The following is a 17,102-nucleotide window of genomic DNA, read 5'->3' as shown; positions in this document are numbered from 1 at the left end:
GTGCTGCGCGGGCGCCGGCTGCGCGCCGCCGCGCGGGGCGACGCGCCCGCCGCCTGGCGCGAGCTCGCCGACACCCTCGTCGACGCCGGCGAGGAGGTGCACGCGCACGACAGCCCGCGCGCCCTGGCGGCGCGGGTGGCCGCCGCCCCCGGGCTCTCGACCGAGGTGCTCGATCCCCTCGTCGACGGCATCGAGGCCGCCAGCTACGGCCCGCCGGGGGTGCGCGCCACGCGCGACCTGGCGGTGCCGCTGCGCATCATCCGTCGCGCGATCCTCCCCACCCCGCTCGCCCGCGCGGCCGCCCTCGTCGCGCCCCGGTCGCTGCTGAGCCCGCCCCGGCTGCTCGAGCTGGTGGGGTTCGGCCGCGCGGGCCGGGCCGGGTAGGATGTTCCGAGGCCCTTTCGGGGGCCGCTGGAGGATTCGCCTAGTGGCCTATGGCGCACGCTTGGAAAGCGTGTTGGGTGCAAGCCCTCAGGGGTTCGAATCCCCTATCCTCCGCGAACGAGATACGGGTGCGTCCGCCAGGACGCACCCGTATCTCGTTCATTGGGCAGAGCGATTCGAGGAGGAGCGCGGCGTCAGCCGCGCGACGGGGTCCCCTATCCTCCGCTGAACGGCTTCAGAACAGCGTCGGCGCGGTCTCGGCGGGCAGGCCCAGCGATGTGGCCGGCGCCGCGACCATGCGCGCCCCGCGCCAGGCGTCCGGCGCGTCGTCGTCCTCGCGGGCGTCGAGTCCGTGGCGCCGGATGAGCGGGCGCACGCGGCGCGCGAGCCACGTGCGGTACTCCTTCGACGCGTACGACGACCCGCCGTACAGGCGCCGGTACACGGGGACGAGCCTCGGATGCTCCCGCGCGAGCCATTGGAAGAACCACTCGCGCGCTCCCGGGCGCAGGTGCAGGGCCCCGAACACCACCCGGTGCGCACCGGAGGCGGCGATCTGCGCCAGCGCATCGTCGAGGTGCTCGACGGAGTCGGTGAGCCAGGGCAGGATCGGCATCACGAACACGGTGACGCGGAAGCCGAGGTCCGCCGCCGCGCGCACGGTGGCAAGCCGCGCCGCCGCCGTCGGGGTGCCCGGTTCGACGGCCTTCTGCAGCTCGTCGTTGAAGATCGCGATCGACATCGCCAGGTCGACGGGCACCTGCTCGGCGGCCCGCGCGAGCAGCGGCAGGTCGCGCCGCAGAAGCGTGCCCTTCGTGAGGATCGACAGGGGCGTGCCGCTCTCGGCGAGCGCAGCGATGATCCCCGGCATGAGCGCGTAGCGGCCCTCGGCGCGCTGATACGGATCGGTGTTCGTGCCGAGCGCCACGAGCTCGCGCTTCCACGACCGGCGCGACACCTCGGCCGACAGCGCCTCGGCCGCGTTCACCTTCACGACGACCTGGCTGTCGAAGTCGGCCCCGGCATCCAGCTCGAGGTACGTGTGCGTGCGGCGGGCGAAGCAGTTGTGGCTGATGACGCCGTTCGCGATGAAGTCGCCGGTCCCCGTGGTGATGTCGACCATCTCCATCTCCACGCCGAGGTCCTCGACCGCCACGATTCGGAGGTCCGCCACGGTCTTCACCGCATCGCCTGCAATCGCCAGCTTGCGGGTGATCGCCGGCCGGGTCGCCTCGAAGAATCTCCGACGCGCCGGCAGGCCCCCCACCACACGGATGACGCTGACGCCGTTCGCCGCCACCGGCTCCCTCACCGATCGGATGCCGAGCGCGTCGCAGGCGGCGACGATGGCCGAGAGGATGCCCTCGTCCTTGTTGCTGATTCGCAGGATCCCGCCGGAGCAGCTTCCCTCCGCATCGAAGATCCCCGAGAGGAATCCCGCGTGCCAGTCATGATCGGGACCCTCGGGCATCTGGATGAGGCCCTCGAGCGCGGCGACGTCCGCGCGCTTTCCCGTGTGAAGAGCGAGCATCGGACGTGCGGAGGCCGAGGTGAACGGACGCGTCCGCGTCTCGATCCCCTCGGCAGCGAGGAACTCCCTCGTTCGGTCGAGCGCCTCGGTGTCGGCCAGCGCGAGGCGGAAAGCATGCTGCTCCGTCGTGCGATGCGGGTATCGGTACCGCCCGTGGCAGATCATCCCATCGCCACGGATCATCCCCGTCAGATACCCCCGCCGGAACGCCGCCGACGTCCAGCGACCCTCCGCTGTCGCCGCACCGCCGAGGCCGAAGCCCTGCAGTGCGTTGCGGATCGTGAGGTGAGGACGCCGCTCGCCGCCGCTCGTCGCGCCGATGACGTGCTTCCATCCGCGATCGGTGAGGAAGCGGTGATCACCGCTGGCGATGAGCTCCGTGCCATCGGCGAGCACAATTCGGTACGCGCGCTTCCGGCTCGCCCACTTGGCGTGGACTTCCGTCTTCACGTACCGCCGATAGGCGCCGTCGACGCGCGTTCCGACGATCTCGTCGCCGACGCGCAGTTCGCGGATGGCTCGCTGGCGGCCGTCGGCCATCAGCACGAGGGTGTCCGGGTGTACGCAGTAGAGACAGGCATGTGAGCAGCCCCGATAGGGGTTCACGGTCCACGAGAACGGCATCGGGCTCTGCGCGGGCACGCGGTTCAGGGCCGACTTCGCGGCGACCTCGTGGAACGTGATGCCCGCGAACTCCGGCGTGCGCACCGAGCGGACGAGGCCCTGCAGGCCGATGAGCGCCGGATCCGCAGATCCGTTCACCTGCTGCCCGCTCCACCTCATGCCTCCAGTCGAACATCCGTACTACCAGATGTCAAGCAGGCATCGTGCGCACAGACCGGCGGCCCGGGACGCGCTCCGTCGAGCACCCCGGGCCGCCGCCCCCGCCTGTCACCCCGCGAGCGCTGCCGGTCGCGGTGCGAAATGCGGGATGGGGATCGGACGCGTCGCGCCGGGCGGCGTCACCGCGGAGAGCACCTCCGCCGCGCGCTCCAGCGCGTCCCCCATCGTCGTGAACCGCTCGACGCCCCGATGCGTCGAGACCCACACCACCTCGTAGCCGTCAGCCCGTCGCTCCACGTACGCCACGACGCTCGTCGCGTCGCACGAATCGACGCTGCGGTCGCAGAGCCGCCAGGCATCCTCGCCGAGCGGAACGAGATCCAGCTGATGAACCGTATCCATGTCGACCTCCGACATCACTGTCGCCCGGCCGCGCCGGCGGTTCCAGGGGGTTGACACCCTCTCGGCCGCCGGATACTCGCGCGCCGGGTGCGGGGCGTCGCCCCGCGGCGATGTCAAGCCCCGTGTGCCGACCGGGATACCGGGCGATCATGAGACGGTCGCCGAAGCTGGCGGCACCTCGGCGCGAGCGCGAGTCCGCCGAGGGGACGAGAGGAGTGCCCGCATGTCGAACGGAACGGTTCCGCCCGTCGCCCCGCTGGACGATCCCCTGTTGCAGGCGATGATGGACGAATTCGAGGAGGACGAGCATGCCGATGGCTGGTGAGGGCGCGGACGACGAGCTCGACGAGGAGCGCGGCCCGGGCGGCCACGGCACGCAGGACGCGCCCCTCGAGGACACGCACGACACGAACGACGACGAGCGGATCGGCGGCATCGTCGCCCAGACGCGAGCCGACATGCTGATCGACACGCTGCACGGCGACGTGCGCAGCACGCTCGAGCGCCGCCTGTCGGACGCCGGCATCGAGGTCGATCCGCCGACCATGGACGACCTCGTCGCCCGGGTGGAGTCCGACGACGTGGACGTCACCGATCCCGGAGTCGAGCAGAACTGACCCGGATCAGCGGGTCCGGATCAGCGGGCGCCGATCAGGCGTCGCAGTTCTGGCAGACGCCGCTCATGGGCAGCACCATGAAGCACGTCGGGCACACCTTCGGCGGCTCCTCGGGTGCCGATGCGGCACGCGGCGACGCGGCGCGCGGCGCTCGCGCCGGCTTCGCGGCCGGCGCCGGGGCGGCGACCGGGTGCGTCACGCCCCACGCACCGTGGAAGCGGCGGCTGGGCCATCGCTCGACGTCGTCGCCGAGGCGGCGCACGATCTCCTGCTCGGTGCGGAAGCCGTTGGTGTAGCCGGGGTGCACCTCGAGCGCGGGCGAGCCGCCGCGCCGCTCGATGCGGAAGTGGGTCGAGTAGCCGACGAAGCCGGCGGCGTCGATGCCGTCGACGATGCGCCGGATGAGCTCACGGTTCGCGGCGGGCGTGCCGTGCCTCTGGAACGCCTCCTCGAGCGAGGCGTAGCGCGTCGCGCGGCCCTCCTTCTTGCGGGTGGAGTCGGCCGCTTCGGGAGATCGCGTCACCCCTCCAGCGTAGCGACGGGGCCTGGGCGGCGGCTGGCGCGGAGTACCGCGGATCGCCCGGAAGCGCGCCACGTAGACTGGAGCGCATGTCCGCCCCTGCTTCGCCCCCCGGCGGCGGCGCCACCGCTGCGCGCATCACCGCGCTCGACGTGCTCCGTCTGCTCTCCGAGCTCGCCGCGTTCGCGATCCTGCTCGTATGGGGCCTCCTCGCGTGGCCGGTCGCCTGGAACATCCTCTTCGGGCTGCTCGCCCCGGCCCTCGCGATCCTCGCCTGGGCGCTGTTCGTCTCGCCCAGGGCGGTGTTCGCGGTGCACCCGTTCGTGCGCGCGCTCGTGGAGCTGCTCGTCTTCGTCTCGGCGACCATGGCGATGTGGGATCTGGGGCTCGGCTGGGTCGGCCTCGGCTTCGGCGTGATCGCCGTGGTGATCGGCCTGCTGCACGGTCGCCGCGCGCTCGCATGAGCGAGGGGGCATGAGCGACGTCGTCGCGCTGCTGCGCGCTGAGCTGAGCGATCGGGTCGACACGACCGAGGCGTCGCTCGAGGCGGCCAGGGCCGACCGGTCCGGTCACGCCGCTCCGGACCGCCCGCTCGCCGTCGTCCGCGCCGCCTCGACGGAGGACGTGCAGGCGACGCTGCGGATCGCGTCCGCGACCGGCACGCCCGTCGTGACGCAGGGCGCCCGCACGGGGCTGGCCGGCGCCGCGAACGCCGGAGCGGGCGAGATCGCGCTCTCGGTGCGGAACATGACGCGCATCCTCGAGGTGCGCCCCGACGACCTGCTCGCCGTGGTGGAACCGGGCGTCCTCAACGCCGAGCTGAACGCCGCGCTCGCCGAGCACGGCCTGTGGTGGGCGCCCGACCCGGCCAGCCGCGACATCGCGACGGTCGGCGGCAACATCGCCACGGGCGCCGGCGGGCTGCTGTGCGCCAAGTACGGCGTCGTGCGCGACGCGGTACTGGGGCTCGACGTCGTCCTCGCCGACGGCCGGCTCGTCTCGATGGGCCACCGCAGCGTGAAGGGCGTGACCGGGCTCGACCTCACGTCGCTGCTGATCGGCTCGGAGGGCACGCTCGGCGTCATCGTCCGCGCGACGCTCAAGCTGCGCCGGCTCGTCCCCGGCGATGTGTGCACGGTCGCGGCGACGTTCCCGGACGTGCGCTCCGCCGCCGCGGGCTCGTCGGCCGTCACGTCGGCGGGCATCCAGTCGGCGATCATGGAGCTGCTCGACGCCGCCTCGCTCGAGGCGATCCACGCCCACCTCGGTCTGCCGCGCCCGACGCCGGGAGCATCCCAGCTCACCGTGCAGACCGACGGTCCGGCCGCCCGCGCCGAGGCCGACGCGATCGCCGAGGTGCTGCGCGGCGCCGGCGGCACGGTGGCCGTCACGCACGACCGCGCGGAGGGCGAGCGCCTGCTCGCGATCCGCCGCGCGTTCCACCCCTCGCTCGCCGCGATGGGCACGACCCTCATCGAGGACGTCTGCGTGCCGCGCAGCCGCCTGCCCGAGATGTTCGAGGAGATCGGGCGGATCGAGCGCGCCTACGGCATCACGATCCCCACCGTCGCGCACGCGGGCGACGGCAACCTGCACCCCAACTTCGTCTTCGCCGGCGCGGAGGTGCCCGACCTCATCTGGCGGGCGGCCGACGAGCTCTTCCGCGCCGCGCTGCGCCTGGGCGGCACCCTCACGGGCGAGCACGGCATCGGCGTGCTGAAGTCCCGCTGGCTGGCCGACGAGCTGGGCGAGGATCAGTGGGAGCTGCAGCGCGGGATCGCCCGCGTCTTCGACCCCCAGGGCATCCTCAACCCGGGGAAGGTCTTCGCGCGGTAGCTCTCCGTCGCACCGATCGGTTGCTGAACTTCAGCGGCCGAAGGACGCGGAGATGAAGCGACCACCGCAGCCGTCATCGAGATGCTCTGGTCGCTTCAGGCCGGCTGGCGTCGAGCCCCTGGGCCTCGACCCCGCCCTCGTGCAGGTGCCCAGCGGCGCCCTCGAGGGCGTCGAGACCGCCGGGGAGCGATACGAGGGGGCGATCGCGGCGGCGGGCGGAATCGAGCTGCAGCTGCTCGGCATCGGCACGGACGGGCACATCGGCTTCAACGAGCCCGGATCGTCGTTCGCCTCCCGCACGCGCGTGAAGACGCTCACGCAGCAGACCCGCGAAGACAACGCGCGCTTCTTCGACACGATCGACGACGTGCCGACGCACTGCATCACCCAGGGGCTCGGCACCATCCTCGAGGCACGCCAGCTCGTGCTGCTCGCCTTCGGCGAGGGCAAGGCGGAGGCCGTCGCCGGGACGGTGGAGGGGCCGCTCACGGCATCGCTGCCCGGTTCGGCCATCCAGCTGCACCCGCGCGCCACGGTCGTGATCGACGAGGCCGCCGCCTCCCGCCTGCGGCACGCCGACTACTATCGCTACACGTACGCCCACAAGCCGGAGTGGCAGCACATCTGACCACCGGACCCCCGGGCAGTCCTGGGTACGAGGCGCCCGAACGCCCGGATCGACGCGATTTCGTGATCCCTTCCCCTGCCGTCGCGCAGACATGCCGCCCTACCATGGATCCACCGGTGCACTTCCGCGCGCCACGCGCGGCGGCGGACCACGAGGGGGGACACATGACCGACCTGGCGACCAAGCCGATCGACAGCGAGCAGCCGCTCGACGCCGAGCAGCCGATCGACGGCGTCTCGGACGACGCGACCGATTCCCAGACACGCCGCAGCCGCAAGGGCCTCTGGCTCGGCATCGGCATCCCGGCCGGCCTGCTCGTCGCGGCCGCCGCGTTCGCCGCCGCCATCCTCATCGCGCCCGGCGTGGTCGTGGCCGGCGCCCCCGTGGGCTTCCACACGGTGGGCATGGCCGCCGACGCCATCGCCAAGCGCGTGTCCGACGCCGAGATCACCGTCGAGGGCGTCACGCTCACCGGCGCCGAGGTCGGCGCCTCGATCGACGCGAAGGCCTCCGCCGAGCAGGCGTTCGCCGACCACCCGCTGTGGAACGTCGGCGCCTGGAACCCCGAGCCGACCGACGCGGCCGTCGTGATCGACGCCGACGCCGCGGCCGACGCCCTCAGGGGCGTCGCGCCCGAGATGTTCGCCGATCCGGTCAACGCGCAGGTGAGCTTCGACGGCTCGGCCTTCGTCGCCGTGCCCGCCGAGCCGGGCACCGGCCCCGACCTCGACGCGCTCGCCGAGGACCTCACCGCCGCCCTCGCCTCCGGCGACGAGCAGATCGCCGTCTCGGTCGAGGCCGCCGAGGTGCCGGCGCCCGTCACGACCGAGGCGGCCGAGGAGTTCGCCGGATCGCTCAACGAGCAGGCGGCGACGGCGGGCTTCTACCTCGAGGAGACGCGCGCCGAGGAGCTCCCGCTGGCGACGATCGCGAGCTGGGTGGTCCCCGAGGCCGACCCGGAGACCGGCGGCTTCGTCCTCAAGGCCGACACGGCGGCGATCGAGGCGGCCATCGCCGACCTCCCCGCCCGCGTCAACCGCGACGTCGTCGACGCGAAGGTCGTCACCGACGGCGCCGGCGAGGCCCTCCGCGTGATCCAGGAGGGACAGGACGGCTTCGGGATCGCGAGCACCGACGGGCTGCCCGAGCAGATCGCCGCCTCGCTCGAGCAGGGCGACCTCTCGTTCGAGCTGCAGGGCGAGGTCGTGCCGTTCCAGACGCAGGAGCTGTTCCGCCGCGTCCTCGTCGACAAGAGCGACGGCATGACCTACCTGTACGAGAACGACCAGCTCGTGGCGTCCTATCCCATCGCCCTCGGCACGGGCGGACCCTACGAGACGCAGACCGGCACCTACTCCGTCTACGCGCAGCTCACGATCCAGCACATGGGATCGTGCGACAGCCAGGGCAACTTCGTGCCGGGCGGACGCTTCGACTACTGCACCGGCAACGTGCCGTGGGTCACCTACTACAACGGAGACCAGGGCTTCCACGGCACGTACTGGCACAGCAACTTCGGGCCGGGCGCCCGCATGAGCCACGGCTGCGTCAACATGACGGTCGCGGCCGCCGAGCACATGTACCGCTTCGCGCAGGTCGGCACCCCGGTCACCGTCCAGAACTGACTTCCAGCGAACTCATCGACCCGCGGCCGTCGTCCGTGCCCTAGCCTGTCGTTATGTCGGACCTGCGTCTCGAAGAGCTCTCCGCCGCGACCATCGTGGCGGTCAACAACCTGTCGCTGCGACCGGGCCAGGAGCAGTTCCTCGCGCCGGTGTCGTACGGGATGGCCGCCACCGTGCTCGATCCGCGCACCACGTGGCAGCGCGTCGTGCTCGACGGTGACGAGGTCGTCGGCTTCATCAGCGCCAACTTCGACCCGGAGGCGCCGGTCGACCACTTCGACTCGGTGCTGTGGCGCATCAACGTCGACGCGGACGACCAGGGGCGCGGCATCGGCCGCTTCGCGGTCGAGTCGCTCATCGACGAGGCGCGCTCCCGGGGCCTCAGCCACATCAACGTGATCTACGAGCCCGGTGAGGGCGGGCCGGAGGCCTTCTTCCACCGTGTCGGATTCTCGCCCGTCGGCGAGACCGAGTACGGTGAGGTGGTCGCGGAGATCCGCTTCTGAGCCTCACGGACGCCCCTCTCCGCACCATCCCGCTTCAGGTCGCTCGCTGACGCGCGCCCTGGCACCAGCCGGCGGCGGGGTCTCGTATCCCCCTCCCCCCACGAGACTCCGTCGCCGTTCTAGACCAGGGACTGCTTCCAGGCCGCGTGGAGCTGGGCGAACTTGCCCGTGCCCGCGATGAGGTCGTCCGGGGTGTCGTCCTCGATGATCCGGCCGTGCTCCATGACGAGCACGCGGTCGGCGATCGCGACGGTCGAGAGCCGGTGCGCGATGATGATGGCCGTGCGATCCGCGAGCAGCGTCTGCAGCGCGTCCTGGATCATCCGCTCCGACGGGATGTCGAGCGAGGCGGTCGCCTCGTCCAGGATCAGCACCGCCGGATCGGCGAGGAATGCGCGCGCGAAGGAGATGAGCTGGCGCTGCCCCGCCGACACCCGCCCGCCGCGCTTGTTGACGTCCGTGTGATAGCCGTCCGGCAGGGAGCGGATGAACTCGTCGGCCCCCACGGCCTCGGCCGCCGCGACGATCTCGTCGAGCGAGGCCTCCGGCCGCCCGAGCGCGATGTTGTCGGCGACCGTGCCGCTGAACAGGTAGGCCTCCTGCGTGACCATGACGATCGCGCGGCGCAGGTCGCGCTGATCCAGCTCGCGCAGGTCGATGCCGTCGAGCGTGATGCGGCCCTCGCTGGGGTCGTAGAAGCGCGAGACGAGCTTCGCCAGCGTCGACTTGCCCGCGCCCGTCGTGCCGACCAGCGCGACGGTCTGCCCGGCGGGGATGTCGAGGGTGAACTCCGGCAGGATCGTGCGGCCGTTCGCGTACGCGAAGGTCAGGTCGTCGAGCAGCAGGTGGCCCCGCGCGCGCTCGAGGGAGCGGGGGTGCTCGGGGTCGGGCACGGTCGGCTCCACCTCGAGCACGCCCGACACCTTCTCGAGCGCCGCCGCGGCCGACTGGAACGAGTTCAGGAACATCGCCACGCCCTGCAGCGGCAGGAAGAAGTTGCGCGTGTAGAGCACGACGGTCAGCAGCGCTCCGACGCTGAACTGGTCCCACGTGATGCGCACCCCGCCCCACAGCACCACGAGCGCGATGGCGAAGGCCGAGATGGCCATGAGGCCCGGCTCGAACGTGCCGAACAGGCGGATCGAGCGCATGTTCACGTCGCGGTAGTCGCCCGCGAGACGTCCGAACTCCGACTCGTTGCGGTCCTCGGCGCGGAACGCCTTGCCGGCGCGGATGCCCGTCATCGTCTCGACGAACTTGACGATGAGCTTGGCGCTGGCCACCCGGGAGTGCCGGTACGCCTCCTGCGAGCGCCGGTAGAACCAGCGCATCAGGAACGCGAGCGGGATGCCCGCGATCAGCAGGATGATCCCGGACTGCCAGTCGAAGACGGCCAGCGCGATGAAGGTGAACAGCCCGAAGAGCACGCCGTTGATGAGGTCGGTGAGGCCACCGCCCAGCAGCTCGCGGATGGTGTCGAGATCGCTCGTCTGCCGCGAGATGATCCGGCCCGACGTGTACGTCTCGTGGAACTCCAGGCTGAGCAGCTGCGTGTGCCGGAACATGCGCGTGCGCAGGTCGAGCAGCACGTTCTGCGTCACCCGCGCGGTGAGCACGTCGTACCACATCAGCAGCGCGGCGCCCGCGACCGCCGTGACGACGTACAGGCCGACGATCGCCGCCGCGGGGGTCCAGTCGCCCTCGCCGGTGACGGCGGGCAGTGCCGTGCTCACGCCGAGCCCCAGCAGCGCCGGGCCCAGCACGCGCAGCGCCGTCTGCGCGATCACGACGACGGCGACGCCGACGACGCGCCACTTCAGCGGCGCGAGCAGCGAGCCCAGCAGCCGCAGCGAGCGGCGGCGGATGGCGCGGGACTCCTCGCGGGTGTAGTCGGTGCGGTCCTCGCCGCCGACGCCGTGCACGGTGGCGCTCATCGCTCGGTTCCCTTCTCCGGCACGCCGGCTTCTCGCTCGGACAGCGCCTCCTGCACGGCCATGAGGTCGAGCTCGGAGGTGGGGTTGGGCGACATCATGAGCTCCCGATCCTCCCGCTCCTCGCGCTCGAAGCTCGAGATCACGGAGCGGTAGTGCGCGCTGCGCGCCATCAGCTCGGAGTGCGTGCCGACGGCCGTGATGCGGCCGCCCTCGAGCAGCGCCACGCGGTCCGCGAGCGCGACGGTGGAGGGCCGGTGCGCCACGATGAGGGCCGTCGTCGTGTCGAGCACGGTACGCAGCCCGGACTGGACGCGCTCCTCCGTCTCGACGTCGAGCGCCGACAGCGGATCGTCCATCACGAGCACGGCGGGGCGGGCGGCGACGGCGCGGGCCAGGGCGAGGCGCTGGCGCTGACCGCCCGAGAGGCTGAGGCCCTCCTCGCCGATCTGCGTCTCGACGCCCTCGGGCAGGTCGTCGACGAACGACGCCTGCGCCACCTGCAGCGCCTCGCGCAGCACGGCATCCGCCTCGGGTGAGGCCGGGTCGAGGTCGTCGCGGCCGAGCAGCACGTTCTCGCGCACCGTGGCCGAGAAGAGCGTGGCGTCTTCGAACGCCGTGGCGATGTGGGTGCGCAGCTCCGCGAGGCGCAGCTCGCGCACGTCGACGCCGTCGAGCGTCACGCGACCGCCGGTGACGTCGTAGAGCCGGGTCGGCAGCGTCGTGAGCGTGGTCTTGCCCGAACCGGTGAGCCCCACGAGCGCCATCGTCTCGCCGGGCTCGAGGGCCAGGTCGATGCCGTCCAGCAGGTCGCGCTCGGCGTCGCCGGCGTCCTGGTACCGGAAGTGCACGCCCTCGAACGCGAGGGCGCCGCGTGCCCGCTCGATGGTCTTCGGGTGCTCGGGGTCGGTGATCGTGTTGCGGGCGTCGAACACCTCGAAGATGCGATCGGTGGCGGTGCGCGCATCGAGCAGGAACGAGAAGAGGAACCCGATCGACTCGAGCGGCCAGCGCAGCGTAGCGGCCATCGCGAAGAACGCCACGAGCTGCGGCACCGTGACCTGCCCGTCGGCGGCCAGCCAGATGCCGATGAGCAGGCTCGCGGCGAACGACAGCTCCGGCATGAGCACGAGCCAGAAGTCGATCACCCCGATCGAGCGCGCCTTGCGCATCTCGGTCTGGCGCAGGCTCTCGGCCTGCCGTGTGAAGCTGCGCAGCGCGTGCGCGCCGCGGCCGAACGCCTTCAGCACGCGGATGCCGTGCACGCTCTCCTCGACGCTCGTGGCGAGGTCGCCCTGCTGATCCTGGCTCTGCCGCGACAGCGATCCGTACGTGCGCTCGAAGAGGAACCCCTGGATCCACATGGGGATCGCGGTCACGATGAACACCGCGCCGAGCATCCAGTGCCACTGGAACAGCAGGACGTAGCCGATGACGATCGTCAGCAGGTTGACCACGAGCATGATGAGCCCGAACGCCGTCCAACGGCGGATGAGTCCGAGATCCTGCATCATGCGGCTGAGCAGCTGCCCGCCCTGCCAGCGGTCGTGGAACTCCACCGGCAGGCGCTGCAGCCGGTCGTAGAACGAGCGCCGCATGGAGAACTCCACGGAGGTGGCGGGCCCGAGCACGAGCCAGCGCCGCAGGTAGACGAGCGCGGCCTCGGTGAGGCCGAGCCCCAGCACGAGCGATGCGCCGAACACGATGGCGCTCACCTCGCCCGAGGCGATCGGGCCGCCCACGACCCACTCCAGCACGAGCGGGATCATCAGGGCGGCGACCGCGGCGCCCAGCGCGCTGAGCGCGCCGAGGCCCAGACGTGGCAGCACCGGCTTGGCGAAGGTGAGCAGGCGCGCCAGGGCGCGCGGCGTGGAGGTGCGCTCGGGGGAAGGCGTGGAAGACATGATCCTCGAGGTGAGAGGCGCCGGGGGCGCGAGACGGGCCGCCCGCGCGGGCGGCACCCGGGTCGCGATTGCGACAGCCCTTCAGACTATGACCTCGCGATCGGCGACTGCAACACCCGACCACCGCGCTCGTCGAACGGGCCGCGGGATCGGGGGTCGCCCGGGCCGACCGTAGGGTGGATCCATGTGTCGCACGCCGCGACCGAAGGGAGCCGAAGTGACCTATACCGCGCCGTCGCCGTTCACCACCCGCCCGGATCTGGCGGGGAGCTTCGGGATGGTGGGGTCGACGCACTACCTCGCCAGCTCGGCCGCGATGGCGGTGCTGGAGCGCGGCGGCAACGCCTTCGACGCCGCGGTGGCCGGCGCCTTCGTGCTGCACGTGGTCGAGCCCCACCTGAACGGCCCCGGCGGCGACCTCGTGGCGATGTTCGCGACCGGGGAAGAGCCCGGCCGCCCCGTCGTGCTGATGGGCCAGGGCCCCGCCCCCGCGGGCGCCACGCGCGAGCACTTCCTCGCCGAGGGCCTGGAGCTGGTGCCGGGAGCCGGCGCGCTGGCCGCCGCCGTGCCCGGCGCCGTCGACGCGTGGCTGCTCCTGCTGCGCGACCACGGCACGTGGGAGGCGGCCGACGTGCTGGCCTTCGCCATCGACTACGCGCGCGACGGGCACCCGCTCGCCAAGGGCGCGGCCGCGGCGATCGCCACCGTCGAGGGCCTGTTCCGCGAGCACTGGCCCTCGTCGGCCGAGCTGTGGCTGCCCGACGGCGAGGTGCCCGCGGCGGGGGCGATCGTGCGCAACCCGGCGTGGGCCGGCGTACTCGAGCGCCTCGTGGCGGCGGGCGCGGGCGCCGCGACCCGCGAGGAGCGGATCGACGCGGTCCGGCGCGAGTGGCGGGAGGGCTTCGTCGCCCGGGCGATCGACGAGTTCGTGCGCACGCCGCACCGCCACTCCCCCGGCACCGACCACGCGGGCGTGCTCACCGCCGACGACATGGCGGCGTTCTCGGCCTCGTACGAGGAGGCCGTGACCGGGTCGTTCCGCGGGCACACGATCGCGAAGGCCGGGCCGTGGACGCAGGGGCCGGCGCTGCTGCAGATCCTGAACATCCTGGAGCCGCTCGACGACGAGCTGCTCGACCCCTCGAACCCGGACGGGGCGCACACGATCCTCGAGGCGACCAAGCTCGCCTTCGCCGACCGCGACGCGCACTTCGGGGACGGCATCGAGGCCGAGCGGCTGCGGACGCTGCTGTCGGCCGAGTACGCCGCCGAGCGCCGCGCGCTCATCGGCGAGGCCGCCTCGGGCGAGGTGCGGCCCGGACTCGACGAGGCCCCGGCGATCCCGCCGCTGCGCGAGACGTACACGCCGCCCACCGGGCGCGCGGAGGGCGCGTTCGGCGAGCCGACCATGGCGCAGGATCGCGCGGGCGAGCCGCACGTGTCGCCGACGGGCGAGACGCGCGGCGACACGTGCCACATCGACGTCGTCGACCGCTGGGGCAACATCGTCTCGGCCACGCCGTCCGGCGGCTGGCTGCAGTCGTCGCCCACGATCCCCGGCCTCGGCTTCTGCCTGGGCACGCGCCTGCAGATGACGTGGCTCGAGGAGGGCCTGCCGTCCACGCTGCGCCCCGGCGCGCGTCCGCGCACCACCCTCACGCCCACGCTCGTGCTGCGCGACGGCGCGGCCGTGACCGCGCTCGGCTCGCCGGGCGGAGATCAGCAGGATCAGTGGCAGCTGCTGTATCTGCTGCGCACGATCGTGGGCGGGTACACGCCGCAGCAGGCGATCGACGCCCCCGCGATCCACTCGACGTCGTTCCACGGATCGTTCTGGCCGCGCACGTGGGAGCCGGCGGGCGCCGTGGTGGAGGAGCGCCTGGGCGCCGAGGCGATCGCCGCGCTCGAGGCCCGCGCGCACCGCGTGACCGTCACGGGCCCCTGGACCCAGGGCCGGCTCTCCGCCGTCACGCGCGACCCGGCCACGGGCCTGCTGGGCGCGGCCGCCAATCCGCGCGGCGGCTACGGCTACGCCGTGGGGAGGTAGTGGGTTCCCTCGGGCGTCAGGCGGCCTCGCGGGCGAGCAGGCGGCGCTTCACCTCCAGGCCCCACGCGAAGCCGCCGAGGGAGCCGTCGCCGCGCAGCACCCGGTGGCACGGCACGAACAGCGCCGGTGCGTTGCGCGCGCAGATCGAGGCGGCGGCGCGCACGGCGCTCGGCGAGCCGAGGGCGGTCGCAAACGCCGTGTAGCTCAGCGGCTCACCCGGCCGGATCCGCCGCAGCGCGTCCCACCCCCGTCCCTGCAGGGCGGTGCCGCGCTGGCGCACGGCGACCTCGTCGATCGCGGCCAGGTCGCCGTCGTAGTACGCGCGCACGGCGTCGCCCGCCGCGGTCTCGGCATCGCGGACCGTCGCCGGTCGCAGAGCCGCGTGGATCCGATCCAGGACCGCCGCGGCATCCGGCGTCCATCCGGAGGCGAGGATCGCGCCGTCGGCATCGGCGACGAGGGTGAACGGGCCGTCGGGGGTCTCGATCGTCTCGAGCAGGGCGTCAGGCATGGGCGGTCTCCTTCGGGAGGGCGGGATCGGGCGTCGCCCGCGCCGCGGCAGCGGGGCTCGCGGCGGCGGCCAGCCGCCACAGGTGCATGGACAGGTACGAGCGCCAGGGCGCGGTGCGCGATCCCCACGCGACGAGCCCGGCGGGATCGGCGGGAAGGCCCGCGGCGGCCGCCCCGGCGCGGAGGGCGACGTCGCCGGGCAGCAGCACGTCGGGGTCGCCCGTGACGCGCATCCGCACGTAGTCCGCCGTCCAGGGCCCGACGCCCGGCAGAGCGAGCAGCGCCGCCCGCTGCTCGGCCGCGTCGTCGGCGGCGCCCACCCGCAGGTCGCCCGAGGCCAGCGCCGCGGCGGCCCCCGTGATCGCGCGGATGCGGGCCGCCGGACCGCGCAGCACCTCGTGCCCGCGCTCGGCGATCGCCGCCATCGACGGGAACAGCAGGCGCGTCTCGCCCCCGAGCTCCACGCGCTCTCCCAGCGCGTCGACGAGCCGCGTGAGGTGAGTGCGCGCGGCGGCAACGGAGATCTGCTGGCCGATCATGGCGCGGATGAGCAGCTCGTGCGGGTCCGCGGCGCCGGGCAGCCGGATGCCCGGGACGGCCGCGACGTGCGCGGCCAGCTCGGGATGCGCGGCGAGCGCCGCGTCCACGGCCTGCGGGTCGGCGTCGAGGTCGAACAGCCGCCGCACGCGCGCCACGAGCGCGGCGAGATCGCCCGGGTGCTGCAGCCGGGCGTGCAGCCGCAGCCGCGGCCCGTCCATGCGCAGCCGGAACCATGCGGCGCCGCCGGGCAGGCGCACGGCCCTGGCGAAGGACGCCTCGTCGGCCTCCTCCATGCCGGGCAGCGCGCGCACGCGCATCCACGCGAACAGCCCCGCGGCGTCGAACGGCTCGCGCAGCGGCAGGGCGAGGTCGATGCCCGCGGCCGCCGGTCCGCGGCGGCGGGCGCGCAGCTCGAGCGGCGTCATCGCGAACACCTCGCGGATCGTGTCGTTGAACTGCCGCACGCTCGCGAAGCCGGCCGAGAACGCCACGTCGGTGGCCGGCAGATCCGTGCCGACGAGCAGCAGCCGCGCGGTGTGGGCGCGGTGCGCGCGGGCCAGCGCGAGCGGGCCGGCCCCGAGCTCGGCGGTCAGCAGCCGTGAGAGGTGGCGGCTCGAGTAGCCCAGCCGCGCCGCGAGCCCGGCCACGCCCTCGCGCTCCACGACGCCGTCGGCGATGAGCCGCATGGCGCGGGCGGCGACGTCGCCGCGCAGGTTCCACTCGGGCGACCCGGGCGCGGCCTCGGGCAGGCAGCGCTTGCACGCCCGGTAGCCCGCCTCGTGCGCGGCGGCGCTCGTCGGGTAGAACGTGACGTTGCCCGGCTTCGGGGTGCGCGCGGGGCAGCTCGGGCGGCAGTAGATGCCGGTGGAGCGCACCGCGGTGACGAACTGGCCGTCGAAGCGCGCGTCGCGCGCATCGATCGCGCGGTACCGCTCATCGAAGGTCATCGCCAGTGCCATGCCCCCAGCCTGTCACGCCCACCGAACCGCCCCTAGCGGAAATCGGCCACGGCCGCCGGAGCCCGGGCTGCGGTGGTCGCTTCATCTCCGCGGCTCCGCCGCTCCGCTCAGCAACCGATCGGTGCAACCGAGCGGTGCAACCCCACGGTTGCTGAACGAAGTGAGCGAAGCGAACGCAGATGAAGCGACCCCAGCAAGCCCATGACGGCTGCGGTGGTCGCTTCATCTCCGCGGCTCCGCCGCTCCGCTCAGCAACCGATGGGTTCAACGGATGGGGTTCAACCGATGACTTCAACCGGTGAGCTCAACCGGTCAGCAAGCCCTCCAGCAACCGATCACTGTGCGAGCGCGAAGCGCGAGCGTGCGGCCGCTCATGCGG

14 protein-coding genes, 1 tRNA gene and 1 pseudogene are annotated in these 17,102 nt (G+C 73.0%); 9 read left to right on the top strand and 7 right to left on the bottom strand.

The window, feature by feature from the left end; all coding sequences use genetic code 11:
* A pseudogene (locus tag ACODR5_RS12715) lies at positions 1 to 384 on the top strand (hypothetical protein); the annotation flags it as partial.
* A 29-nt stretch (positions 385 to 413) separates the two neighbouring features.
* A tRNA-Ser gene (locus tag ACODR5_RS12710) sits at positions 414 to 498 on the top strand.
* Between the two features lie 121 nt (positions 499 to 619).
* On the opposite strand, the gene ACODR5_RS12705 is transcribed toward ACODR5_RS12710, so the two are convergent.
* Both ACODR5_RS12705 and ACODR5_RS12700 read right to left on the bottom strand, forming a co-directional pair.
* A complete protein-coding gene (locus ACODR5_RS12705; protein WP_488983839.1) occupies positions 620 to 2,698 on the bottom strand; it encodes an intein-containing Rv2578c family radical SAM protein in 2,079 nt (692 codons plus the stop codon).
* Positions 2,699 to 2,806: 108 nt separating this feature from the next.
* Positions 2,807 to 3,115: a hypothetical protein gene (locus ACODR5_RS12700; protein ID WP_488983838.1), complete on the bottom strand. Its 309-nt coding sequence runs from the start codon at positions 3,113 to 3,115 to the stop codon at positions 2,807 to 2,809.
* A gap of 293 nt (positions 3,116 to 3,408) precedes the next feature.
* On the opposite strand from ACODR5_RS12700, the gene ACODR5_RS12695 reads away from it, so the two are divergent.
* A complete protein-coding gene (locus ACODR5_RS12695; protein WP_488983837.1) occupies positions 3,409 to 3,717 on the top strand; it encodes a hypothetical protein in 309 nt (102 codons plus the stop codon).
* Positions 3,718 to 3,751: 34 nt separating this feature from the next.
* On the opposite strand, the gene ACODR5_RS12690 is transcribed toward ACODR5_RS12695, so the two are convergent.
* Positions 3,752 to 4,240, bottom strand: a complete 489-nt coding sequence (locus tag ACODR5_RS12690) for a hypothetical protein (RefSeq protein ID WP_488983836.1) — start codon at positions 4,238 to 4,240, stop codon at positions 3,752 to 3,754.
* Positions 4,241 to 4,326: 86 nt separating this feature from the next.
* Between ACODR5_RS12690 and ACODR5_RS12685 the strand changes: the two genes are divergently transcribed.
* The 5 genes from ACODR5_RS12685 (at position 4,327) to ACODR5_RS12665 (ending at position 8,832) form a co-directional block, all read left to right on the top strand.
* Positions 4,327 to 4,701 carry a YrdB family protein gene (locus ACODR5_RS12685; RefSeq protein WP_460815952.1) on the top strand — a complete coding sequence of 125 codons (375 nt, stop codon included), beginning with the start codon at positions 4,327 to 4,329 and terminating at the stop codon, positions 4,699 to 4,701.
* 10 nt (positions 4,702 to 4,711) lie between these two features.
* A complete protein-coding gene (locus ACODR5_RS12680; protein WP_488983835.1) occupies positions 4,712 to 6,073 on the top strand; it encodes an FAD-binding oxidoreductase in 1,362 nt (453 codons plus the stop codon).
* Positions 5,991 to 6,701, top strand: a complete 711-nt coding sequence (locus ACODR5_RS12675; protein ID WP_488983841.1) for a glucosamine-6-phosphate deaminase — start codon at positions 5,991 to 5,993, stop codon at positions 6,699 to 6,701. The genes ACODR5_RS12680 and ACODR5_RS12675 overlap by 83 nt, the downstream gene beginning before the upstream one ends.
* 164 nt (positions 6,702 to 6,865) lie before the next feature.
* On the top strand, positions 6,866 to 8,326 hold the full coding sequence (locus ACODR5_RS12670) for a L,D-transpeptidase family protein (protein WP_488983834.1): 1,461 nt from the start codon (positions 6,866 to 6,868) through the stop codon (positions 8,324 to 8,326).
* 53 nt (positions 8,327 to 8,379) lie between these two features.
* The gene (locus ACODR5_RS12665) at positions 8,380 to 8,832 is read left to right on the top strand and encodes a GNAT family N-acetyltransferase (RefSeq protein ID WP_488983833.1); all 453 of its coding nucleotides are present in this window, start codon (positions 8,380 to 8,382) and stop codon (positions 8,830 to 8,832) included.
* A gap of 119 nt (positions 8,833 to 8,951) precedes the next feature.
* Here ACODR5_RS12665 and ACODR5_RS12660 read toward each other — a convergent pair whose 3' ends face one another.
* Both ACODR5_RS12660 and ACODR5_RS12655 read right to left on the bottom strand, forming a co-directional pair.
* On the bottom strand, positions 8,952 to 10,766 hold the full coding sequence (locus ACODR5_RS12660) for an ABC transporter ATP-binding protein (RefSeq protein WP_488983832.1): 1,815 nt from the start codon (positions 10,764 to 10,766) through the stop codon (positions 8,952 to 8,954).
* Positions 10,763 to 12,667: an ABC transporter ATP-binding protein gene (locus ACODR5_RS12655; protein WP_488983831.1), complete on the bottom strand. Its 1,905-nt coding sequence runs from the start codon at positions 12,665 to 12,667 to the stop codon at positions 10,763 to 10,765. Before ACODR5_RS12655 ends, ACODR5_RS12660 begins: the two co-directional genes overlap by 4 nt.
* 277 nt (positions 12,668 to 12,944) lie before the next feature.
* Here ACODR5_RS12655 and ACODR5_RS12650 point away from each other — a divergent pair, with 277 nt between their 5' ends.
* A complete protein-coding gene (locus ACODR5_RS12650) occupies positions 12,945 to 14,714 on the top strand; it encodes a gamma-glutamyltransferase family protein (RefSeq protein WP_488983840.1) in 1,770 nt (589 codons plus the stop codon).
* A 16-nt stretch (positions 14,715 to 14,730) separates the two neighbouring features.
* Here ACODR5_RS12650 and ACODR5_RS12645 read toward each other — a convergent pair whose 3' ends face one another.
* Entirely contained in the window at positions 14,731 to 15,225 is a 495-nt protein-coding gene (locus tag ACODR5_RS12645; protein WP_449854876.1) for a methylated-DNA--[protein]-cysteine S-methyltransferase, read from the bottom strand.
* Complete coding sequence (locus ACODR5_RS12640) at positions 15,218 to 16,723, bottom strand: AlkA N-terminal domain-containing protein (RefSeq protein WP_488983830.1); 1,506 nt, start codon at positions 16,721 to 16,723, stop codon at positions 15,218 to 15,220. The genes ACODR5_RS12645 and ACODR5_RS12640 overlap by 8 nt, the downstream gene beginning before the upstream one ends.
* Between the last annotated feature and the right edge of the window lie 379 nt (positions 16,724 to 17,102).

It is taken from the genome of Microbacterium sp. FG3, assembly GCF_057809335.1.
Note: the sequence above shows the minus strand (reverse complement) of the source record. Positions and strands in the feature narration are given on the sequence as shown.